This window comes from Paenibacillus sp. 01T422 (assembly GCF_056398785.1).
On the sequence record NZ_JBFTQB010000024.1, the window covers coordinates 1 to 23,644 of the forward strand.

The 23,644-nt window shown below is 46.1% G+C and carries 16 protein-coding genes and 1 pseudogene; 3 read left to right on the forward strand and 14 right to left on the reverse strand.

What is annotated here, in order from left to right:
- On the reverse strand, nt 1–1,053 hold a 1,053-nt coding region (locus tag AC1DUA_RS02600; RefSeq protein WP_477498247.1), incomplete at its 3' end, for an ABC transporter ATP-binding protein.
- 16 nt (nt 1,054–1,069) lie between these two features.
- Nucleotides 1,070–1,834, reverse strand: a complete 765-nt coding sequence (locus AC1DUA_RS02605) for an ABC transporter permease (protein ID WP_477498248.1) — start codon at nt 1,832–1,834, stop codon at nt 1,070–1,072.
- Nucleotides 1,835–2,020: 186 nt separating this feature from the next.
- On the opposite strand from AC1DUA_RS02605, the gene AC1DUA_RS02610 reads away from it, so the two are divergent.
- Nucleotides 2,021–4,531: an O-antigen ligase family protein gene (locus AC1DUA_RS02610; protein ID WP_477498249.1), complete on the forward strand. Its 2,511-nt coding sequence runs from the start codon at nt 2,021–2,023 to the stop codon at nt 4,529–4,531.
- 51 nt (nt 4,532–4,582) lie between these two features.
- On the opposite strand, the gene AC1DUA_RS02615 is transcribed toward AC1DUA_RS02610, so the two are convergent.
- The gene (locus AC1DUA_RS02615; RefSeq protein WP_477498250.1) at nt 4,583–7,618 is read right to left on the reverse strand and encodes a DEAD/DEAH box helicase; all 3,036 of its coding nucleotides are present in this window, start codon (nt 7,616–7,618) and stop codon (nt 4,583–4,585) included.
- Complete coding sequence (locus tag AC1DUA_RS02620) at nt 7,615–8,880, reverse strand: hypothetical protein (protein ID WP_477498251.1); 1,266 nt, start codon at nt 8,878–8,880, stop codon at nt 7,615–7,617. Before AC1DUA_RS02620 ends, AC1DUA_RS02615 begins: the two co-directional genes overlap by 4 nt.
- A gap of 685 nt (nt 8,881–9,565) precedes the next feature.
- Here AC1DUA_RS02620 and AC1DUA_RS02625 point away from each other — a divergent pair.
- Entirely contained in the window at nt 9,566–13,801 is a 4,236-nt protein-coding gene (locus AC1DUA_RS02625; RefSeq protein WP_477498252.1) for a GGDEF domain-containing protein, read from the forward strand.
- Nucleotides 13,802–14,368: 567 nt separating this feature from the next.
- Here the strand turns inward: AC1DUA_RS02625 and groL are convergent.
- The 10 genes and pseudogenes from groL to AC1DUA_RS02675 all read right to left on the reverse strand — a co-directional run bounded on the left by groL (nt 14,369) and on the right by AC1DUA_RS02675 (nt 21,531).
- On the reverse strand, nt 14,369–15,997 hold the full coding sequence (gene groL / locus AC1DUA_RS02630) for a chaperonin GroEL (protein WP_477498253.1): 1,629 nt from the start codon (nt 15,995–15,997) through the stop codon (nt 14,369–14,371).
- Between the two features lie 95 nt (nt 15,998–16,092).
- A pseudogene (locus AC1DUA_RS02635) lies at nt 16,093–16,266 on the reverse strand (co-chaperone GroES); the annotation flags it as partial.
- 146 nt (nt 16,267–16,412) lie between these two features.
- Complete coding sequence (gene tatC, locus AC1DUA_RS02640; RefSeq protein ID WP_477498254.1) at nt 16,413–17,171, reverse strand: twin-arginine translocase subunit TatC; 759 nt, start codon at nt 17,169–17,171, stop codon at nt 16,413–16,415.
- 72 nt (nt 17,172–17,243) lie between these two features.
- Nucleotides 17,244–17,798: a twin-arginine translocase TatA/TatE family subunit gene (locus AC1DUA_RS02645; RefSeq protein ID WP_477498255.1), complete on the reverse strand. Its 555-nt coding sequence runs from the start codon at nt 17,796–17,798 to the stop codon at nt 17,244–17,246.
- 231 nt (nt 17,799–18,029) lie between these two features.
- Entirely contained in the window at nt 18,030–19,034 is a 1,005-nt protein-coding gene (locus AC1DUA_RS02650; RefSeq protein WP_477498256.1) for a molybdopterin-binding protein, read from the reverse strand.
- Between the two features lie 14 nt (nt 19,035–19,048).
- A complete protein-coding gene (locus AC1DUA_RS02655; protein WP_056608535.1) occupies nt 19,049–19,540 on the reverse strand; it encodes a MogA/MoaB family molybdenum cofactor biosynthesis protein in 492 nt (163 codons plus the stop codon).
- 104 nt (nt 19,541–19,644) lie between these two features.
- Nucleotides 19,645–20,133 carry a cyclic pyranopterin monophosphate synthase MoaC gene (moaC, locus tag AC1DUA_RS02660; RefSeq protein WP_477498257.1) on the reverse strand — a complete coding sequence of 163 codons (489 nt, stop codon included), beginning with the start codon at nt 20,131–20,133 and terminating at the stop codon, nt 19,645–19,647.
- A gap of 16 nt (nt 20,134–20,149) precedes the next feature.
- The gene (locus AC1DUA_RS02665) at nt 20,150–20,779 is read right to left on the reverse strand and encodes a 5-formyltetrahydrofolate cyclo-ligase (protein ID WP_477498258.1); all 630 of its coding nucleotides are present in this window, start codon (nt 20,777–20,779) and stop codon (nt 20,150–20,152) included.
- A gap of 64 nt (nt 20,780–20,843) precedes the next feature.
- A complete protein-coding gene (locus AC1DUA_RS02670; RefSeq protein ID WP_477498267.1) occupies nt 20,844–21,362 on the reverse strand; it encodes an endonuclease/exonuclease/phosphatase family protein in 519 nt (172 codons plus the stop codon).
- Entirely contained in the window at nt 21,322–21,531 is a 210-nt protein-coding gene (locus tag AC1DUA_RS02675; RefSeq protein ID WP_477498259.1) for a hypothetical protein, read from the reverse strand. The genes AC1DUA_RS02670 and AC1DUA_RS02675 overlap by 41 nt, the downstream gene beginning before the upstream one ends.
- Nucleotides 21,532–21,675: 144 nt before the next feature.
- On the opposite strand from AC1DUA_RS02675, the gene AC1DUA_RS02680 reads away from it, so the two are divergent.
- Nucleotides 21,676–23,619: an ABC transporter ATP-binding protein gene (locus tag AC1DUA_RS02680; protein ID WP_477498260.1), complete on the forward strand. Its 1,944-nt coding sequence runs from the start codon at nt 21,676–21,678 to the stop codon at nt 23,617–23,619.
- Nucleotides 23,620–23,644: the final 25 nt, after the last annotated feature.

Consider the following 23,644-nt stretch of genomic DNA (forward strand, 5'->3'; position numbering starts at 1 on the left):
CATTTCATCTTGTTGCATATCTAACAAATAATTCTCTTCAAGATTAGTATTACTTGAAAAAACAATATTACTTAATCTGTCTCTTACTGTGAATCCTATTATAGGCAAGTTTAAGTCTTCATTAATTTTTATCGTTGTCCTTATAACAACTTCATCACCGTTTTCAATGCTGTCTACCGATTCACCATTTATTAATACATCTAACCCAACAATTTCCGCACTGCCATCACCAAATCGTTTATCAATATTCACAATCTTTTTGTATTGATTAATCTTAGCTAAAGATACGCTATTAGAATTAGTTTCTTTTTTCTGCTTCTGTAAATTATGAATACTCATCTGGTATAATTTCGCAACAGTTTTAGGATCACCAATTTCCACTAATTCTCCTTTTTCAAGCCATACAACCTTATCACATAACGTTATTACAGCTTGAACATCATGAGAGACAAATAAAATTGTTTTTCCTGATTCCTTAAGTTCTCTAATTTTTCTCATTGATTTTTGCTGAAAATACAAATCCCCTACTGAAAGTGCCTCATCAATAATCATTATCTCTGGTTCACAATGAACTGCAGACGAAAATGCTAGTCTTACAAACATACCACTTGAATATGTTTTAACAGGTTGATTTATAAAATCACCGATATCAGCGAATTCTATGATTTCTTTGTATTTTTGCTCAATTTCTCTTTTTGAAAGCCCCATAATAGAACCATATAAAAAAACATTCTCATGTCCTGTGAGTTCAGGATTAAATCCTGCTCCAAGCTCTAATAATGAAGCTATTTTTCCACTTACTTCGACTTTACCAACACTAGGAGACAAAGAACCTAATATTATTTTCAATAAGGTACTTTTACCACTGCCATTTTTTCCAATTATCCCTACAGTTGTTCCTTTTTCTATGTTAAAAGATATCTCCTTTAATGCATGGAATGAATTATGAAATTTCACTTTACCAAATAATATAATCTCTTTCAGTTTATCACTTGGCTTTTTATAGGTTTTATAAATTTTTGTAACATTTTCAACAACTACTGCATTATTCATTTAAGTACCCCCAGCTTTACAATACATCTCCAAAAGATTTTTTGAGTTTTATAAATATTAAATAGCCAAGAGCAAAAACAACAATTCCAAAAAAAGTAATTATTGCAAAAGTTCCAATATCAATGAATTTGCCCTTAAAAAATAACTGTCTATATCCATCTACGATTGGTGAAATTGGATTCCATCCAAGAAATCCCATTAAATATTGAGGTATAGAATTCAATGGATAAATAATAGGTGTCATATAAAACCATATATTTATTAGTATTCCTATAAATTGCCCAATGTCACGAAGGAAAACATTCAGTGAAGCCAAAATCCATGAAAGACCTATGGAATATAAGAAAAGTGGTATAAAGTAAATTAGCAACAAAAAATAATCAAACGAAAAATGATACCCTAGCAGGAAAAGACTAATTAAAAGAATTACTAGAGCTATCAGATGATTAATAAAACTGGATAAACAAATGACTATTGGCATTATTTGTGAAGGAAAAAGAGTCTTTGTTACTAAATTTGAATTCTCTATTATAGTAGACGTTGATCTTATAAGCGTTTCAGAGAAAAAAAGCCAAGGAAGTAACCCTGCTATAAGCCATACAGAAAAATTAACTTCACTATACTCGAAGCCAAGCTTAACTTTTAAGATTTCGGAAAATACAAAATAGTAAACGAAAAATGAAGCCAAAGGATTTATTATAGTCCACATCAATCCTAATAATGATCCACTGTACCTATTTCTTATGTCATTAATTAATAAATTTTTAAATAAATTATTCATTATTATTTCCCAACCTCTTCTTCCAACTTAAGTTTAACAAAGTCATAGTAATGCTTTTAATACTGTACTCTCTATAAAAGTCACACTCCTATAAATTTAATGTTCTTTTATTTTTATCTATTTGGAAACTCCCTTCCATCTATGCTAAAATAAAGTCGAACTTTAGCGAAGAAGGAGACTGTCTTAATGAGTGCAAGTAAGAATGCCTACGCGGCGTCGCGTGCAAAATCGAGTGGAACGATTACGACAGAGAAAAGCTCTGTTATCTTTTGGATTTTAATTGTGTTTACGGGCTTGTTCATGTTCTGGGCGCCGTTTCAGCGGGCGTTGTTTAACGGAGGAACGTATGATTTCGAGCGGTCGATCTACTCGGCTTCGGTGTGGTCCTCTATCATCATGCTGCTGATTGCAATTCTTGCTTTCTTTGTTTTCAAGCTTAAGGAACAGAAAGATGTATTAACGATTCTAGTACTCATTATGCCTCTTACTTATGTCATTTCTTTGTCGAACTCGGCCTCGCACTATTTGGCAACTAATATGGTGTACATCCAAATGCTGTATGCAACCTTCTTCATTTTAGGTGTATTTCTGACAAAAAACAAGCTTGGAGTGTCGATAGTTGCAAGTTTATTGATGATATCGGGATATTTCATTGTTTTATTCGGACTTTTGTACTGGTTAGGTAATGGAAGCTTTGCAGCGCACCTGGTTAGTTGGTTCGCGTTTATGGATTCACCGAATTTGTACCGCGATGCGATCATGACGGACTCGAACGGTTTGCGTCTGACTTCCGTTTTCCAATATGCGAATACATACGCGGCTTTCTTAATTACATTATCACTCGGAGCATTGTTCTTCATTGTGAAGTCCCGCAAGTGGCAAACGATTCTCCCACATGCGTTCTTGTTGGTGCCAATCCTTGTTTCATTCTGGTTGACGCTGTCGCGTGGTGCCATTGTAGTTATTCCGGTCGTTTTCTTGATTATGTTGTTCTTCTTTTCAATAAGCAGACAAATCCTTGCTCTCCTTCAGTTCGGACTAGCTTTCCTAACGTCTATCCTGATTCTTCAAAAGGTGACGGATATCGGAATTGGGTTACAAAAACAGCCTAGCGCTTCAGAATCATGGCACGGTTGGTCAATTTTGCTCATTGCTTCTGTAGTTTTCACTGTGGTTGCTATCGTTATTCAGCTCTTCGTAGCTCCATGGTTAGAGCGAATTACAGCTCGGTTTGACACAAAAAAATATGCAACCTTCATTCTTCCGGTGGCGGCTATCCTTATTGGCGTTTTAGGTGCCATCCTAATCCTGAGTGATACAGGCTTCAAAAACATTCTTCCTGACAATGTGAAAACTCGGATCGAAAACATTAACTTCCAACAGCACAGCGTTCTAGAGCGTGGAACATTCTACAAAGACGCAGTAAAACTTTGGACGGACTATCCGATCATTGGTGCCGGCGGCGGCGCGTGGGCTTCTTTATATGAGAAGTATCAAAACAATCCATACACTAGCCGACAGGCTCATAACTTCGCTCTTCAATACTTGGTCGAGACCGGGGCGCTCGGTTTCCTTGCCTTCGTAGGCTTCGTAATTGCTATCATGGTGTTCTATATACGAAGCTACATCAAAAGCTCACAGGAGAAACGAGATCTGCACTTTCTATTTTTCATTGTAACGATTTCACTCTTGGTCCACAGTATGATTGACTTCGATTTGAGTTATGTGTACTTAGGCGCTATTCTGTTCCTTGCTCTTGGCGGGATGCTTAGTAACACTTCTTCAGCCCCGCTGCGTTTTAAAGCGGATTCTGCTGTGATTCACAAATCATTCCCGGCGCTGCTGGCAATCTTATCGATTGTGATGTTCTACATCTCCGTTCAGCTCGTATCAGCGAATGGTTCTTATAAAGAAACGCTTGCGGTTATCAAAACTAGCCAGGATTATAATCAAATTATTAAACCGTTAGACAAAGCAATCTCTTTACACCCTGCACATCCGGATTATTTGTTAACAGGCCAAGTCAGCAGAATCGGAATTCTGCTTCAGGTTTACAATCAAGTGCAGAAAGAAGATCCAACAAAAGCAGAGCCTTTTTTCAATCAGGCCCAAGATCTAATGAATCAGCTTTTGAAAAAAGAACCGCATAACCGCGCGGTGGCCATGCAGCAGCTTAATATGCTTCTTCTTAAAGGAAAGCACGAAGATGCGCTCAACTGGTCTAATTCCCAGATTACAAACTACCCTTGGTACACGGAAATGTATGAAAAAAGTATATCTCTAAATATTGAGCTTGCGAATCAAGCTAATACCAAAAACAATACGCAAGAGTACAATAAAAGACTTGATGATGCCCTTGCAACTTATAAAGAAGTTCTAGCTCGTGTGGATTCCCTGAAAAATTTACCTAAAGAGCAAGCACAGGGTCGTCCTTTTGCCGTTACACCAGGTATGGCTCTGAGTGTCGGAGAAATCAGCTATATGCGTGGAGATTACGCTGGTTCTGCTTCAACGTTCCAACCTTTTATAACAGATAACCTAGATGATCAACCGAATCGTGTTCTGATCAGATGGTATTTGGCTGCTTTACAGAAACAAGGCAAGAACGATCAAGCTCTACAGGATAAATTAATTGCAAAAGATCCTGCTGAGAAGCAAAACATTGATGCTATTGTTGCTGCAAGCTTTCCAAAATAGTAAAAAAAGAAGCGTCACATTCACATGTGGCGCTTCTTTTTTTGTATCTCTTTATTTCTCCACCCACTCCCGCCGAAGCGCAAACAGCTCCCGCAGCTCACTCGTCGACATCTCGGTGACCCAATTCTCTCCGCTGCCGACGATTTGATCGCTGAGGCCTTTTTTGCGTTCGATCATCTCATCGATACGCTCTTCGAGCGTGCCCAGCGTGATGAACTTGTGCACCTGCACATCGCGGCTCTGGCCGATGCGAAAGGCCCGGTCCGTGGCCTGGTTCTCCACGGCGGGATTCCACCAGCGATCGTAGTGGAAAACATGGTTCGCCGCGGTGAGGTTTAAACCAGTTCCTCCTGCTTTCAGCGAGAGGATGAAGATCCTGCAGCGCTCCGCTTCCGGGAGCGCGTCGTCCTGGAAGCGCGCGATCATTTCATCGCGCTTCGCCTTAGCCACGGCCCCGTGCAAGAACTGCACGGGTTCCCCCCGCTCCTGCGCGATCACGCGCTGCAGGAGGTGGCCCATCTCGACGAACTGGGTGAAGATGAGGCAGCCGCCTCCTTCGCTTCTTAGTTCGTCGATCATTTCAAGCAGGCGTTCCAGCTTCGCTGAGCGCACACCTCTCCCGGGGGCTACCCCAGCCCCCGAACGATCTCCTTCCTTCAGAAACAACGAAGGATGATCACAAATCTGCTTCAGCTTCATCAAAGAAGCAAGAATAAGCCCTTTCTTTTCCATCACGGAAAGACTATCGACTCTTTCCATCAAACTTTGCACGACGTTCTCGTAGAGTGCCCCCTGCTCGGCTGTCAAGGCTACATAAGCTTTGGACTCAACCTTCTCAGGCAAACTGAGCTGAATTGACGGATCCTTTTTGACTCGCCTTAGCAAGAATGGGCGGATCAAACGCTGAACGCGTGAAGTTAGTCCCGGTGCGCCGTCGGTGCTTTTTTCAATAGGCCCCACGTAATGATGAGTGAAATGGCGCAGCGTACCGAGATACMCTGGATTAATAAAATCAAAAATCGACCAAAGCTCGGTCAGCCGATTCTCCATAGGCGTACCGGTCAAGGCGATACGGTGGTGAGCACTCAGGCCGCGAATCGCTTGGGATTGCTTCGTATAAGCGTTTTTGATATTTTGTGCCTCGTCCAAGCAAAGCGTGTTCCAGGTCAAGCTCGATAATTCTTCCTCATCCAGCAGAGCGATGTTGTAAGAGGTTATGATAAGGTCTGCGCCTGCCACAGAAGCTTGGAACGCATCACCCTTTGCGCGCTGCGCTCCGTAATGGAGATGCACTTTGAGAGATGGTGCGAAACGCTCAAGCTCTTTTTGCCAGTTGCCAAGAACGGAAGTTGGACAAATCAGCAACGAAGGGGCGGTAATAGGTTGCAACTCACTTTGGGGTTGACTTGTCGATTTCGTTGTTGATTGCATTGTAGCTTGAGCTGTTGATTGCTCAGCATTCTTCGCAGCAGCTTTCACCGCTAGTAAATAAGCAATAAACTGCACCGTCTTCCCAAGCCCCATATCATCCGCCAGGCACCCGCCCAGGCCAATTTCTCTTAGAAAAAGAAGCCACGACACACCTTCTGCCTGATATGGCCTCAGATCAGCCTCCAAGCCGTCAATTTGGACAAAAGGCAGTGATTTTCGCTGATTAAGCTTCCTCAGTAAGTTCCTAAGCGAACTATTTAGTTCAATGTGAACCTTGAACTCTTCCCCCTGCTCACTAGTGGAAGCGACAGGAATCGATTGCTCCGGAGTGTCGTCCGATAGCTGCATCTCCAGAACATCCCGAAAGGAGAATCCCTTCCTCTTCTCCCTATGCCGCATCGCGGCTTTCATCTGCTCTAAGTCTGCAGGGTTCAGCTGCACCCATCTGCCGCGAATATAGATCAACCTTTTTTTCTGCTCGGTAATCTGATGAAATTCTTCCTCAGACAGATCGACACCGCCCATTGCGACTCGCCAGTCGTATTGGATAATGTGGTCCATGCCAAACATTGGTTTACGCGAAGTACCTACTGAGCTCCGCACTTTCGCTCGCAACTGTGGCCGCGCACGGCTGAGTTCTCTCCACCACGCAGGCAGGAAAACCGAGATCCCGGCAGCAGCGAGCTGTAAGCTTGATTTCGTAAGAAATTCCCAAGCTTGATCGTCCGATAACTGCTCTACGATTTTCCCGCTCTGAAACTCACTTTCAAGCTGTGGCAAAATACGCAGCACCCGATCCGTTTGATCCTGGATGCTCGCATCAATTCCATCCTGCCATGCTTCTGGAATTCTCCCCACCAGACTATTCCCCGCCGTGCTGAATTCCACGAAATGATTGGYATCTCTACGATCCTGCGCGATGAATCTCAGGCGCCAGTCCGCTCCGTTATCTTTGGCAGTCGTCGTCCCGTCCACATAGGTTTCTGCATATGGCTCCACCAGTTGCACGCAGATTTGGTAAGGTGTACCTTCCTGCTTCCAGCCAATCGCCAGCAGCCAATCATCCTCCTGCATCCAGTTTACTTCAGCTGTTGGCCCTTCTTGCAGAAGAACATTTCCCTCCGATAGGCGGCTCCATGCCATACCAATCTCCGACTCTGGTGCTTCTTTCGCCATTTCCAAAGCTGCGCTATTAAACCAATCGAACCAGAAGTCTTCCGCCTGCCGGCCACTATATAGCTGCTCAAGCTCTCCCAGTTTCGCGCCTGGCAGCTGCGGCTTCCACCCCATGCCGCCCTCGAGCCAATGCCTGAAAGAGGGCATGTACCAGCCGACTTCCAGTGCCTCTTTAAAAAGTGCGGCACCCTTTTTCATCATTAGTACATCTGTATCCCAAGATAATTTCCCATGCAATAATGCACCCGGCGCAGCCAAATAGTCCAATAGCATATAAGGTGTAACGACCAAGCCTTCACCGTATCCGGTTCGAATGGTTTCGAGCTGTGTGCCATAAAAAGACGCTTCATGCCAAGCAAATAGCAGCTTTCGCAGCGCGTAGGCGGGAACCTCGTTGGCCTGCTCTGTCTCCCCATAGAAGGTAAAACTCCCTGTAGGGAGTTTTTGCACTCGGATATGTATCTGTGACAAGTTGATCATAGCAGTAGCTTTCCTTTCCGTAATTCCTCTTGAAATGCGCGGTACCGTGCATACTGTTTAATAATCTGCACCAAATACGCTTCAAATCTGGGCGTTTGTTTCAGCTTTTTATAGGCAGCCGCCAACTTTTTGAGGAGTTTGACCGCTTGTTTATACGATTCACGATTTTTGACTTGGAGAATCTCTTCAATCGCATAATGATACAGCGGCAGCAGTGCGCGACTATCTGCCTTTTCAACCAATTTCAGCTGGTTAGAATCGATATCTAGGGGTGATATGCTTAACAAAAGCATCAAATCTGCCCATGTCTGATACTCCTCTTTCCCCAGCAAGAAACGAGCATAGTGGCGATAACTGCCAGGAAGAAGCTCCACCATAGCTTTCCTATACTCTTCTTCTAGGCCAGAACCGCTCGCTGCCGCCTCTTCCCACAAATCAAAATACTCGGCTGCATGATACGTTACTTCCTTGCGGATCGCAGGACCAAGCCATCTGAGCCATTTCAACAATCGATCCCACTGCTCGTCCTTCACAAAAGATCTCAGGTACCCAAACCAATCCCCTGGCTCAATCACATCAATTCCAGTTACGACGCGATCCCAAGCATTTTCGTCCTCGCCAGATAAAATATCGAAATGCGCTAACGCCAATATCGCTGCTTCATACTCCGGTTTATTTCCTCTATCGCCTGCAATCTTCCTCAATCTTACAAGCTCGTCCGCTACAAGCTCATTATCATACAACAATCCAGACCACAACCGTTTACTGATCTCAAACCATTTGCCTCTGGAATCCCCTACTACCTCCTTAGAAACTTGTACAGCCACGTATGCCGCAAGCTCCTTCAAATGCTCTGGATATCTCATCTGGGCATGTTCCATATCGATGTTTCGCATAACGGTTGCCAGTTGTTCTTGGCTGTGCTTCGTAATTTTCGAAAAAAAGTAACCGGCATTATAAAAAAAGTCATACATACCTGACTTCGCATCAGCCAAAGCATCGCAGAGCTGAGTTAGGTACAGAACAACTTGGATATCATAGATCCCCCTGATCGTCAGTTCCCAATCATCAGCAAGCTGATTAAGTTGTCGCCATGCCCGCATATATAATTCCTCAACGCTAAAAGCGTTATATACTTTGGCATTCGCATATTGCTTATCAAAATAGAAGATCCATTGCGCACACGTTCCCGTCTCCTTCGGAGTGCTTACCGGACCACGAGCCGTTAGATTGAATTGTAGTTTAGCATCTAGTTCGTGCATGCCCGAACCTCCCTCACTCAAAAAAAGCTATCTATTCATTATACAGGAAAAGGCGTCCATCGATAAAAAAACCCTAGCTGGAATCTTCGCAGATTCAGACTAGGGTGTCACCATTATTTGTCGCGCAACATGCCTTGGTGTGGATGCGGGTGAGTACCACAATACTCATCCGTCTCTTCATACGTGCATACATGCTCATAAACAGGTACACAATGATGTCTATTTACGATTTGAATAGGGTGAATAACTTGAACCTTTTGCGGATGATAGAAATCTCTAACTATTCTTTCTGGACTTGTCATTATAGGGTCAGCTGGGGGACACTGAAATTGTTTTCCTTGGCTAGGTTGATTCGGTTGATAAGCCATTGTTTAAGTCAACTCCTCTTTAGGTTTGAGATAGTATACGTCTATGCCTAGTCCAAAGAATGTACCAATGCCTAGTTTCTAGATAAATAGGCTCTTTTCTTATAGGCCAAGCAGGTAGATGTCCATGCAGAACGAAATTTGACAGGCTATCTTGCTTTTTTAGCCCAAAAGTTAGCGTTTGATCACTGGAATTTTCAGCAATTCTTCTCCCATTTGGAGCTTATTTTTGTTACAATTGAGAAATCGGTCCTCATTGATGGAAATATCCCACCCCCCCTACATACAGAACCCTATACTTTAGAAGGAGAGGGAGTAAGATGAATACTACAACTCAAAGAAATTTCTCGGAAACTCGACATCTAACTTACTCTCACACCTTTGACTATTCAGAAATGCATTTTAATCATAAGCTATGGGCTTACTTTCCTTATAAACAAATCGAGAACCGYCTGATCTCTTGGACCGAAGCCGCTCAGGGAGACTATTTCCGTCAACCTACAAGTTGGGAGCTCCTGGACGGAGAGCTGATTGTACAGCTTCCTAATTTACCGGATGGTTTTGTCCCCTTCTCAGAATTGGATAATGAGCAGTTAACCGATGAAGACAAAGCGAGGCTTCTCATTCCCTTATGTAAAGCGCTTTCAATATTACACGATAAACAGTTTTATATGGGCTTTTTGTCGCCGGACATGCTATTTTTCCATCCAAAAACGCTAACAGTTCTTGTTGATGTCCAGCCATTCCCCTCCGCCATTGAGTTTATCAATCACTTGCTGACGGACTATCCATACAGCTTATTTCCACGCTATGCACGAAGGTTTCTTTTATCGCGTGTGGCGGATTTTGAATCTATTCATCTCCTGCTGGAGTCGATGTACAACAACCGTGTACCTGTTGCTTTGCAACCTCTTTCTGAACGGCTTCAAGCTCGGCCTGAAACCTTCCTATTCGCCGACGAGATTGCCACAACCTTTCTTGACTATCTGCATCTTCCAGTGGAATCCCAGCCTGATACACATACCCAAATAAGTTCAAAATTGCTGCACCCTGCCGCTTCCCCTATCTCACTTGAACAGCAGGAGTGTTTTCGTGCTTTTTTGAAATCGAATGAGGATCGACTGCTAGGTCTCATCTGCAAGGATGAGGCTATTCGTTTCGATTTATACGCGCAGCACATTAATGAAGTCATTGAAAAGGGGTATTATTTCAAAATCGTCTCGCAAGAGCTACCCTATTCCACCTTACGTGAAGTAGTCTCAAGAACGCTGCACAGAGCTTACGACATTCTGCCTGAGTCCATTACCATGTTACGGAATCTTGCCCGGAAATTTGATCAGCTACTCAAAAAACACTATGAAGGCGATGACATCCTTTATCTGCTGACAGAGTGGCTGCACCAATTTTTCACGTCGGTTATTCCGCTGTTTCCCGTTCAAAACTTTGTATTCACCTTTGAAAACTGTGAGCATTTTGATGAAGATTCGCAGCTCATTCTTCTGAACTTCTGGAGAGAGCATGGCCATGAGATGAAGTCCTTGAATTTCATTTTTAGCGGTAGCCGTATCCCTACCCAATTCACAGAAGTACATTTCCAAGTCCTTAACATTCATCATTCGGACCCCGCTATCTATGAGCAGTTGCTTGCTTCACAATTCGGACGAGCCGACGAAGCTTTAGTCAACCAGTTAAGAAACTGGCTATACGAACACAAGATTAACGCAAGCCACTGCCGCATTATTTTGGAGGAGCTCACCCAGTCCCACGGCATTCATGTCACCCCCAGCGGTTGGACACGAACAGCTGAATTTCAACTTGATTATGAAAATTTGAACCCCCTTCGCTTGATTGCGAAGCGTATCGCTCTTCTGGATAAGAAGGATTTAGAGTTAATGAGGCTGCTGTGCTGTCTCCCAATGCCCGTCCATGCAGCATCTCTGTTTACCGCTAATCGACTGGATGCAGGCAATATTCTGCTCTCGGTGACCAGGCTTGCGGAGCTTGGCCTTATGCATGTCAGTCGCAATGATAGTCTGTTTATTTCGAGTGAAATTATCCAACTGGTCCTGCAGCAGCTATCTGAGGACAAACTTGCGTCCTATTACCAAACAGCATTGCAATATCTATATAAATACCGCCCATCCGCATTGCCTCAGCTGATCACACTGTCAAGTCAAGCAGGGGAATACAAGGTCGAATACTATCTGCTTTTAAAATATTACAGACAGATTCGCACGCTGCTCTCCTACAGCCAAAAGGCCGAAATATTAGAACGCATCAAATATTTGTATGAAAAGCTGGGAAGACCTTATCTCGTTTTCCTGGATCGGCTGCTTAGCCGCATGTATCATCTGCTCAACCAGTTTGCATTATCTGAACAATTGGCTTTAACCGTCTATGAACGAACAGGAACCATTTCAGATCGCTTTAGTTGGTTGTCTATTCGGATCATTCAAAATGATGTAGACGTTTATCAGCTGCGCGAGGAGCTCTTCCCGTTTATTTTTGATGAGAAGCAGCTTCTTACGGATCGGGTACGGGCAGCATTTTTACTCAATACGAGCAATCTTTGTTTTCCGCTGCAGGATGAAGAAATGCATATCTTGCATAATTTCTATACCGACGTTGTGTATCCCAATCGCCACTTGCTTGCCCTGCGCCATTTTGCAGAAATCACGAATTACTATACGATTAATATGTTGATCCATTTTCCAGAAGCAGAAGAATGGGCAATGTCGATTGCAGCAAAGCTTGAACCGTTACTAGACTCCTCACCGCATACCGATCTGATGCTGCGCCTTTATGACGTTTATTCCTATCAAAGCAACAATAAAATTATCAATACGTATGTCTATCGTGGAATTGAAGGTGCCAAGCGTTCTGGATACACAATTAAAGAACAAGTTGGCCATCTGAATGCGATGGAACTTTCCTTGAATCAAGGCGATATCGCCAGTTATTTGTATCATAAGGAAAGAGTTCTGCAAGTCGACAAGCTGCGTCGCAAAGATTTGGCGGAAAACTACTTAACCAATCAACTCTTATTCGCTCTGGAATGGGAGGAATGGGCGTTATTCCACCAACTCGAGACCAGCCTAATTGAGCAGCAAATTACCGATTGGGGCCAGTCCTTACTGGCTGTTTATCAAGGCTACGCCGCCTTTCGTCAGCATCAACCGGTTCATGTTCCCGACTCTCTGGAGAATGAAAACCATGCTGTTTTCCTTGAAGCGCTGCGCCAAACAAGCCTAGGCAATACCTTGTATGCTTGTCAGCTGTTTGAGCAGTTTATTTCCAAAAACAACTCTGGCCTTTATGCTGGATGGGCTTATCGGGAAATGCTTACTCTGCTGCTCAAGCTGCATTCAGAGAGAGTTGATCAATGGTTTGACCATTTTGAAACCTACCTGAAACGTTACGCTTATGATGTCTTTTGGCCTGACTATTACAGGCTTTCAGCGGAGAGGTCCATGGCCGAGGGCGATATTCAACAAGCCATGCTGTATTTGCGACGGGCATTAAACGGCTATCATATGATTCAAAAGGAAACGTGGCGCCCTTACCTAACAGCCTGCATGGAAGAGGCGATTGCACCTGCTTATGCGCCAGCGACGCCGGCCATTCTGCAGGATGATTATGTTCAGAAAATGATGGCCGACCGCGAACAATGGCTGCTTCTTTCGTTGGATTTACAAATTATTATCGAGCTGAGCGAGCAAGTGACCGAAACGCTGGATCTGTCCACCACCATGCAAAGACTGACTAAGGCTCTGTTCGACTACTTCCCGGTCATTCAACTTTCAATCACGTACAAGCTTCTGCATTATAAGCAAAAAGTTTTCGTCACAGCCTCAGGATTGCGTGATCACGATGAATTGATTGCCTACCAGTCGCGAAGCGAAGATCACTGCGTGCTCGTTTTCACCCTATTTCAGCGTGGCGATCAGGCGATCACCTTGCAGGTTCACGTCGATGGCATGACCAAAACCAAGCAGCAGCATATGGAACACTTCCTGTCCTTCATCAAACCGCATATCATCAACGTACTTCTGCATCGGGAAATGGTCATTGATAATCTGACCGGCTTCTACCTGCGGGGTTATTTCATGGAAAAGTTGAGAGAAGAGTTCGAGCTTGCCAGCCGCTATCACCTGGATCTCTCCGTCATCATGATCGATGTCGACAATTTCCGGAGAGTCAACGAATTCGGACATCCCGAAGGGGACAGGGTGCTGCGGGAAATCGCTGATATTTTCCGGTTCAATTTAAGGAAAAGCGACATTGCGGGCCGATATGGCGGCGAGGAGCTTATTCTTATTTTACCGAAAACGGACGGCAAAGAAGCACTTAAGATTGCCCATCAGCTGCGGGGTGAGATTGAGAAAGAGTTCGCCTATGGGCGTCCGTACACGATTACCGTCAGTGTGGGGGTATCCTCTTTGGAGCTGTGCCAACCTAGCTCCGTTGAGCAGCTTATTGAGCAGGCTGATACCGCCGAGATTACGGCTAAGCGGACGGGGAAGAACAAGGTGATTGCGGCTTGGGAGTTGGAGTGAGCGTGTGGTGAGTGACGGAGTGGTGGTTGCTGGCGGTGATTGCAAAGCTGAGCTTGCGGAGCTGTGATTGTAGAACAGTGATTGCATAATAGTGATTGCACAACAGTGATTGTAGAACAGTGATTGCATAATAGTGATTGCACAACAGTGATTACATTGTATCGCCTGTGGTGCGAGTGATGCAGTGCGGTACAGTGCGGTGCTTCTAACGGACTGAGACGCCGCTATTTGCCACTTTTAGGCTCAATTTAGCATTTAACGGACTCAGCTGCCGCTATTGGACTTGAAATACCCAATTCCGACCCAATAACTAACGAATAACAGCTTCCATGTCCGTTAGCTCTTGAAAAGCCGCCAAAATGCCATAATTGCGGCCTGTGTGTCCGTTAAAAGGCAGTAGGTTTGACCGCCGCCTTGCACCGGCTACAACGCGCGCCTAGGATTCGCACGCGTTGGGGTGCGCATCGCAAATCCGTGTCGCTCATAAAAAGAAAGCAAAAAGAGGCTCCCCAGATGAATCTGAGGAGCCTCTTCGAGCTAACATTGATGCATAGGCTTTTCAGCCAATTACATCATGCCGCCCATACCGCCCATGCCGCCCATATCAGGCATGCCTGGTTTGTCTTTTTCTGGTTTATCAGCGATAACCGCTTCAGTTGTCAAGAACATAGCTGCTACGGAAGCTGCGTTTTGAAGAGCGGAACGCGTTACTTTCGCAGGGTCAACGATACCAGCTTCGAACATGTTTACCCATTGTCCAGTTGCTGCGTTGTAGCCGATGCCTACTTTTTCGTTTTTCAAGCGCTCAACGATAACGGAGCCTTCTTGACCAGCGTTAGCTGCAATTGTGCGAACTGGCTCTTCGAGGGAGCGCAGGATGATGTTAACGCCTGTTTGCTCGTCGCCAACAGCTACAACTTTAGCTACTGCGTTGTATACGTTAACCAGTGCAGTACCACCACCGGATACGATACCTTCTTCAACAGCTGCACGAGTTGCRTTCAGAGCATCTTCAATGCGAAGTTTGCGCTCTTTCAACTCAGTTTCAGTTGCTGCGCCAACTTTGATAACAGCTACGCCGCCAGAAAGTTTAGCCAAACGCTCTTGCAGTTTTTCTTTATCGAAATCGGAAGTTGTTTCTTCCAATTGTGAGCGAATTTGCGTTACGCGCGCAGCGATGTCTTTCTTGTCGCCAGCACCATCAACGATGATTGTGTTTTCTTTGGTTACACGTATTTGACGTGCGCTACCCAATTGCTCAGGACGCGTGGATTTCAGATCCAAACCAAGCTCTTCAGTGATCACTTGACCACCAGTTAGAGCAGCGATATCGCCAAGCATAGCTTTACGACGGTCACCGAAACCTGGAGCTTTAACAGCTACGCAAGTGAATGTGCCACGAAGTCTGTTCACAACAAGCGTTGCTTGTGCTTCGCCTTCAACATCTTCAGCAATGATCAGAAGTTGTTTGCCGGATTGAACGACTTTTTCAAGAACAGGCAAGATTTCTTGGATGTTCGAGATTTTTTTGTCAGTGATCAGGATGTATGGGTTGTCAAGGACAGCTTCCATTTTATCCGTATCTGTGATCATGTATGGGGAAGTGTATCCACGGTCGAATTGCATACCTTCTACAACTTCAAGCTCCGTCAAGAAGCCTTTGGATTCTTCAACAGTGATAACACCGTCTTTACCTACTTTTTCCATAGCTTCAGCGATCAACTCGCCTACTTCTTCGTCAGCAGCAGAGATTGCCGCAACTTGCGCGATGGATTGTTTGCCTTCGATTGGCTTCGCGATAGCTTGAAGCTCTTCTACAGCCGCTTTAACAGCTTTCTCGATACCTTTGCGGATAACCATTGGGTTAGCGCCTGCAGTAACGTTTTTCAGACCTTCGCGGATCATAGCTTGTGCTAGAACCGTTGCAGTTGTTGTACCGTCACYGGCAACATCGTTTGTTTTGGTAGCAACTTCTTTAACAAGTTGTGCTCCCATGTTTTCGAAAGCATCTTCAAGCTCGATTTCTTTCGCGATCGTAACACCGTCATTCGTGATCAACGGGCTGCCGAATTTTTTCTCAAGAACAACGTTACGGCCTTTAGGACCCAAAGTTACTTTAACAGCGTTAGCAAGAGCGTCTACCCCACGAAGCATCGCGCGGCGTGCGTCTTCACTGAACTTAATTTCTTTTGCCATGAATAGGAAACCTCCTCTGATTTAGAACCCTTACATAGTAAGTAGTTAAAATGTAAAAACTAAGTATACGCATTGCCGATCTATATCCTGCTAAATTAGGCTAATACAGCGAGAATGTCGCTTTCGCGCAAGATCAACAGTTCGCGGCCTTCGTATTTCACTTCAGTTCCTGCGTATTTGGAGAAAATGATACGGTCGCCTTCGCTTACTTCAAGCGGAACACGAACGCCATCTTTCAACGCGCCTGCGCCTACGGCTACAACTTTACCTTATGATACTCATTCTGGGAGTAATTTGCAAGTCCTTTTACACATTTTTCGTACTTTCGAACACCCCCCTCATTCTACCCAAATGAAAAACAAATATTCCCACTCTCAAAGAAAAACAGCCTGCACAAAAGTGACAGACTGTTTTCTTATTTGGCACCGAATTCCCGTTCCCATTCTGCATCCTTCAGCAGTTGTTTGCGGTAAATAAAGCCCGACATAAATACGCTAAACTCATATAAGACAATAAGCGGCAAAGCCACGAGAATGGCCGAAATGGCATCTGGGGGCGTAATTACTGTAGATAAAATAACGAGCAGCATGTACGCATACCGTCTGAACTTATGCAGCCGTTTCGGGTTAAGGAGCCTGATTTTCGTCAAAAACATGACAACAATCGGCATCTCAAACACAAGTGCCAATGGCAGAATGATGTTGAACATGAATGTAAAATATTCAGCCGCACCATACATCTCGGTGATATCGAGACTTTTGCTAATGGAAGAAGTAAAGTAAAAAGCCATCGGAAAAACAACCCAATAACCGAACGAAAGACCTGCTAAAAAAAGCACAAACGCATAAGGAATATAAATGATCGAAGCTTTCTGCTCCGTCTCGCGCAGCCCTGGCTTAACAAAAGCCCATATATGATAAAGCGTAACCGGCAAGGTAATAAGGATACCAACGGCTAAACCAAAATTCATATATAACCGCAAAGCGTCCCATGGGGAAAAAACATTCCAGCTAATCGAATCTGCCGGCGGAATATTTTTGAGGTATCGAATGATCGGCTTGGCGGAAATTAATCCAGCCACCATTCCAATGACCAAGATAAGCAATATCCACATGATCCGTTTACGCAGCTCACCAAGGTGCTCCACGAGTGACATTTCTTCGTTCGTTGACATATTTCACCAACCTGATCTAATGAATCGAGCCTGAAAGACTGAACCACTTGTTTTGCTAAAAAGAAAACTGGACTAGTCCGGTAGTCGCCGCGGATTACTCGGTTGAACAACCGCCTGTGCTGGTTTAGAGATCGTAGGCTGAGTGACGGATTCTTCCGCCAAGTCTGCCAAGTTAGGCCCAGGCGCACTCGACACAAACGACACAGCTGCTTTCTCCGCAGGTGACACGGCTGCTGGCTCCGCTGAAGACACTGGAGGTGCATCAGCATCAGCATCATCCATAGCAGCAAACCTCTCTGCATACGTAACAGCAGCAGCTGGCGCAGGAGACTCTGGCGATACTTCTTCAGCCTTGTCCAAGGCTGGACCGCTCGTCGCAAACGCGACAACAACAGGCGCTTGTTCCTCGGCTGCAGGGCTAGTCTGAGGCGCTTGCTGAACCGCCTCAGGCGCAGGTGTAGGTGCCGCTTTGGGCTCATCGTTCATGAGCTCATAGGCACCCTTCTTGAAATCCCTGATCGTGCGCCCCAGCACACGGCCAATCTCGGGCAGTTTATTGGGCCCGAATAAAACTAACGCAACGACCGCGATCAATAATAACTCGGTAAAACCAATGTTTTGAAACATGTCTTTCATCTCCATCACGTATTGCTTTATGAACATTTAACATGAACATATCCCGCTAATTTGCTCTCAGATGCTCAATTAACAGCATTAACACGCATTTCTCCCGTTAATTTCACRCAAATCCTCCGAAAGCAGTCAAAACGCCCCAAATTAGCAGCAGATACTCCCTCTAAATTGCATTTATCACCACGAATAGTCCACTTTACTGGACTAATTCCAGTTAATTAACTACTAACACTGATAAAACCCGCCATACCCCATCTCCGTAATGTCGCTGCGCACAATCGTCTCGCCTGCGCAAATACGCGGCAGCAGCACATCAAAGGACGTATACGGGTCATGCATGACGCAACCCGGCAAGCCCATGATCGGCACATCGCCCAGATAGGCGATCATCAGCATCGAGCCCGGCAGCATCGGCGTGCCGTAGCTGACCACGCGGGCGCCGGCTTGCTTGATCGCGCCCGGCGTGCGGTCGTCCGGGTCCACGGACATGCCGCCCGTGACCAGAACCAGATCCACGTTCTGCGCAAGCAGCGCGTGGATCTCACCAACAATCGCTTCGCTATCGTCGAGCGCGAAGCGTTGGTCTACCACCTCGGAGCCGAGCTGCGCGACCTTCTCTTTCACCACCGGGCCGAATTTATCCTTGATTCGGCCCTTGTACACCTCGCTGCCCGTCGTCACGACGCCAACGCGCAGCTTACGAAACGGCTTCACCTCAAGCAAGGTGAAGCCCTCCGCACGGCGAGCGGCAGCTATCCGCTCGACCTCCACGACCTTCGCTTCATCAACAATCAGCGGGATTACCCGCGTGCCAACAAGCGAAGCGCCTGCCTCCACGACCACGCCGCTGCGTATGGTCGACATCACGACCTCGTCGATCGCGTTCACGCTATCGACGAAGGTTTTGTCGATTCGGACTAAGCCACGAATCGGTGATTTCACGTTCACTTTGCCCTCATGCGGCTCCGTGAGCATGAGCTCGCCACCTTCGTCGCCCGCTAATGCTCTCGCCATCCGCTGCGCGGCTTCATCCTCGTGGAGATAGCCTGGCTGCAGTTCCATGACGTAGATATGCTCTTTGCCAATGCTGAGCAATGCAGGAATATCGGCCTCCGTCACCTGGTGACCTTTGCGGAACAGACGACCCTTGAACTCGCCCGGCAAAATCTGCGTAAGATCATGAGGCAGGATCATCCCAATCGCATCCTCAACCTTCACTTCACGCAGCATGGATTCCTGTCTGCTCACCCGTGGTCACCTTCTTTGCCCGTCAGAATGCCCAGCGCATGCGGAAGCTGATCGATGATCGCCATCAGATTCTCCTGCACGCCTTTGGGGCTGCCTGGCAAATTAATAATCAATGTGCGGCCGCGAATACCTGATACGGCCCTAGAAAGCATCGCTTTCTTCGTTTTTTGCATGGAAATCATCCGCATAGCCTCTGCAAAGCCCGGGGCAACCCGGTCAATGACATTCAGCGTTGCTTCCGGCGTCACATCGCGCGGAGCCAGACCTGTCCCACCTGTTGTTAGAATCAGATCAGCTTGATAGTAGTCCGTCATTTCTATTAATGAAGCCATAATTTCGTCCATCTCGTCCGGAACAACACGGTACTCGATGATCTCACCTTGAATTTCCTCTTCAATAAGCTCGCGGATTACCTGAGCGCTGGTGTCTTCTCGTTCTCCTCGGTAACCGCGGTCACTGGCTGTCAAAATCGCAACTTTCCAGTGCATCCTTCGTCACCTCTCCCTTGTTAACTGAATGAGATAACCCCTACTACTGAATGATCGTCGACTTCATCTATGTGCAAACTCCAGTGGTCTAAGTCGCGTCTCAATCAACTATCTTGTCTGTGAAAATCCCCATTTTTTCCGCCTGTTTTCGTGACCAGCATCGTGGAGCTAATGATCATATCCTTCTCTGCGGCTTTGCACATGTCATAGACGGTTAACGCGGCGGCAGATACGGCCGTTAAAGCCTCCATCTCCACGCCTGTTGGTCCCGTCGTCCGGACAGTTGCTTCTATGTAGAGTTCGTTGTTGCCATTATCAGCAAATTGAATGTCTATGCCCGATAAAGCGATCGGATGGCACATAGGAATCCAATCTGATGTTTTTTTTGCGGCCATGATGCCAGCCACCTGCGCGACAGCGAGGACGTCGCCTTTTTTCAATTTACCCTGTTTAATTAAGGCAAGTGTCTCGCTTTTCATAAGTAAAGTCGAACGGGCTGTTGCTGTTCGCTTCGTCTCCGGCTTGTCCGAAATATCAACCATGCGAGCTCGTCCCTGTTCGTTAAAATGGGTTAGTGGAGAGGAATCGGGCAAGTCACTCACCTCCCTTTTATGTTTCTGATTTGAAAACCATTTTGCTTTCGGTGACAATGCCATCAACCCGGAAATCATGCCAGGAGGAAGGAACCGCGGGAATCAACTGCTTATCAAAAGCAGCAGCAACCGCAAAAGGTCTCTTCAGACCTCGCGCAGCAAATAGCTGCATGAATCTGTCATAAAAACCGCCGCCATACCCCAACCTTCCGAAATCCATGTCAAAGGCAAGCCCTGGCACCAAAATCATCGAAATTGTAGATAAATCGTGCTCGATCGGCACATTGCTATGAGGCTCTCTAATGCCCCATGCTCCGCTCTCCAGATCGTCGTAGGAGTGAATGATATGCAAATTCATTGTTTTCGTATCTGCTACAACCTTCGGCACAAGCACACGAATTCCCTGCTGCCAACACCATTCCATCAGAGGAGCAACGTCCAGCTCGGACCGGAATGGCATATAAGTCATTATCGTAGGGGGAACGGACGCTTCCTGCTGCTGAGTGCTAAGAAGTCTATCTGAACAAAGCTTCGTCATTCGCTCATGAATGCGCTGCTGCTTCTCTTCTCGTTCTTCCCCCGTAATGGACGAGCGTACTTCTTCCATTTCCTTACGTAGTTCAATTTTCCGTTCACGAATGTTCATACTGGCTCAGCCCTTCCCTAACAAGGAGTGGTTTCCCCCATTTTAACATAAACAAGGAAAAAAACTATACTCGTGCTGTAGACCCCATCCTAAACCGTGCGATAACAGGAAAATGGTCCGAAAATATCGTCGGAATCGTCCAAGCTGAACCGAAATTTTTCACATTCGTGAAAACATAATCGATCCTTTGACCGCTTGCAAAAGTGCCCTGCGAGTCTTTGTTTAATGGGACGTCCTCGAGCGACATGCTGTTCATTTTGACTGGGAATGCATCCTCTTTCATATTAAAATCGCCGACAACGACGAGCGGTCCCTTCTTATCTGCCAAAAGCTCTGATACACGCGTAAGCTGAAGCCTCCGATCCTCCCCAGAAAGCCCCAAATGGGTCGTTGCAACATGGACTGGCTCAGAACCAATCTGCACAGTAGTCATTAGCAAGCTCCTGGTCTCCAGATTTCCCGGGAGAAGCGTCCAGCTGCTGTCAACGATCGGATAACGACTCAAAACGGCCATGCCATATTGACCTACCTTATAGGTTAGACTAGGACACTTTACCGTCCATCCCTTCTCCGTGGTGCATATTAAAAGACATAACGGTGAAGGAAGCGGGCGCTTCTAAATTAGCGGCAGGCCTAGCGGGGACATTGGATAATAAGCCTTTATCCCACCTTCCAAGTGGCAACCCAAGCACGACAAAAATCAGCATAAATATGCCTAAATACCTGACAAGCCGCAAAGGCAAGTACGCCATCCCTCTATCCCCCTTTAACTCCATGCAAAATTAAGCATACGACGTACTCACGCATGGTGTATACTAGTGAATTGATGGGATAATAGGCAGTTCCGTTAAGGACTTCCACAGGTTCTTTCATTAATAAGCAGGAGGCAGCAGAAGATGTTATTACAGGTTTCTAACATTTCCAAAAGCTACGGGGTACGTTCTGTACTCTCCAATATAACGCTTCAAATCGAGGACAAAGAACGTATTGGTCTAGTCGGCGTGAACGGTGCCGGGAAGTCAACATTGCTCCAAATTATTGCCGGCGAAATGTCATATGACAGCGGCGATCTCTTCAAAGCGAAAGAAACAAAAATCGGTTATTTAAAACAAAACAGCGGTCTGCAAACGGACAAGTCCATATGGAACGAGCTGCTCAGCGTATTTAGCTCCTTGCTGGAGACGGAGAGAGAGCTTCGTGAGCTTGAAGATCAGATGGCAGACCCTTCTCTTATTGAAGATGAAAAAAAGTATGAAACTACGATGAATCGTTACGCAGGGCGCTCCGAATATTTCCGTGAACAAGGCGGGTACGAAATTGAGGCCAAAATCCGCGGAATCCTTCACGGGATGGGCTTCGGCCAATTTTCTCCTGATACCCTCGTACACACGCTAAGCGGCGGTCAGAAAACCAGATTGGCTTTGGCGAAAATGCTGCTCGAAGAGCCCGATTTGCTCATGCTCGATGAGCCTACGAACCATTTGGACATCCAGACACTGACTTGGCTGGAAGGATATCTGCGGGGTTATCCTGGTGCTATTCTGGTCGTATCTCATGACCGCTTTTTCCTGGATGCTTTAGCTACGTCCATTTACGAAATAGAACGCCATGCTTCCAAGCGATACACGGGGAACTATTCCCGGTTTATTGAAATCAAGGAAGCTAACTATGAGATTGAAATGAAGCAATTCGAAAAGCAGCAGGAAGAGATCTCGAAGCTGGAGGATTTTGTACAACGTAACATCGTGCGTGCTTCTACGACCAAAAGAGCGCAGAGCCGCCGCAAGCAGCTCGAGAAAATGGATCGTCTGGATAAGCCGATGGGGGATTTGAAGCGTGCTTCATTTTCTTTTGAGATCGAGCAGACTTCCGGCAAAGAGGTCCTTCAGGTCGATCGTTTGGCGCTTTCCTATGATGGAAAAAACCGCCTGCTTGACGGTGTCTCCTTTCAGCTGCGACGCTCGGAAACAGCTGCCCTCATCGGCCCCAACGGAGTCGGCAAATCGACGCTGCTGAAGACGTTAATCGGCCAGCACAAACAAGACGCCGGTACTTTCAAATGGGGAACAGGCGTCACAATTGGCTATTACGATCAAGAGCAGACAGGCTTGACCCCATCCAACAGCGTGCTGGAGGAAGTGTGGAACACGTATCCGCATCTGGAGGAAGCCCGAATTCGCACCGTCCTAGGGAACTTCTTGTTCAGCGGCGAAGAGGTGTTCAAGAAAGTCTCAGCCTTAAGCGGTGGAGAAAAAGCTCGCGTGGCTTTGGCCAAGCTCATGCTGCAAAAAGCGAATGTGCTCATCCTCGATGAGCCTACCAACCATTTGGATCTATACAGTAAAGAAGTGCTGGAATCCGCGTTGATGGACTACGAGGGCACCCTCCTTTTCATCTCCCATGACCGTTACTTCCTGAATAAAATGGCCGAAAGCATGCTCGATCTGCAAAAGGACGGGCTCACGAGTTACCTCGGCAACTACGACGATTATCTGGAGAAAAAAGCAGAGCTTGCCGAAATGGAAGCAAAACGCCTAGCCAAAGAAGCGGAGAAAAAATCCGCAAGCAGCGTTGGTAAAAATGAACCCGCCATCAGCGGGGGCGGGTATGAAGCGGACAAGTTGGCTAAGCGTGAAGAACGCAGTCGCCAGCGGAAGCTGGAGCAGCTCGAGCTCGACATCGCGCGGTTGGAAGGCGAGGTTTCTGCTTTGGAGGCGGAACTTGCCGATCCTGATGTGTACAATAACTACGTCCTCGTTCAGGAGAAGACGGCTGAGGTTGACAAGCGGAAGGGTGCGCTTGCGGCATGTTATGAAGAGTGGGAGATTTTGCTCGCTTGAGCGAATGAATGACGGATCTGAGAAA

Bases quoted from the DNA above. Each gene is read 5' to 3' on its own strand.
- AC1DUA_RS02620 (WP_477498251.1), bottom strand. From the start codon at position 8,880: ATGCACGAACTAGATGCTAAACTACAATTCAATCTAACGGCTCGTGGT.
- AC1DUA_RS02610 (WP_477498249.1), top strand. From the start codon at position 2,021: ATGAGTGCAAGTAAGAATGCCTACGCGGCGTCGCGTGCAAAATCGAGT.
- AC1DUA_RS02655 (WP_056608535.1), bottom strand. From the start codon at position 19,540: ATGCACTGGAAAGTTGCGATTTTGACAGCCAGTGACCGCGGTTACCGA.
- AC1DUA_RS02665 (WP_477498258.1), bottom strand. From the start codon at position 20,779: ATGAACATTCGTGAACGGAAAATTGAACTACGTAAGGAAATGGAAGAA.
- AC1DUA_RS02645 (WP_477498255.1), bottom strand. From the start codon at position 17,798: ATGTTTCAAAACATTGGTTTTACCGAGTTATTATTGATCGCGGTCGTT.
- AC1DUA_RS02605 (WP_477498248.1), bottom strand. From the start codon at position 1,834: ATGAATAATTTATTTAAAAATTTATTAATTAATGACATAAGAAATAGG.
- AC1DUA_RS02675 (WP_477498259.1), bottom strand. From the start codon at position 21,531: ATGGCGTACTTGCCTTTGCGGCTTGTCAGGTATTTAGGCATATTTATG.
- AC1DUA_RS02650 (WP_477498256.1), bottom strand. From the start codon at position 19,034: ATGCTGCGTGAAGTGAAGGTTGAGGATGCGATTGGGATGATCCTGCCT.
- tatC (WP_477498254.1), bottom strand. From the start codon at position 17,171: ATGTCAACGAACGAAGAAATGTCACTCGTGGAGCACCTTGGTGAGCTG.
- AC1DUA_RS02680 (WP_477498260.1), top strand. From the start codon at position 21,676: ATGTTATTACAGGTTTCTAACATTTCCAAAAGCTACGGGGTACGTTCT.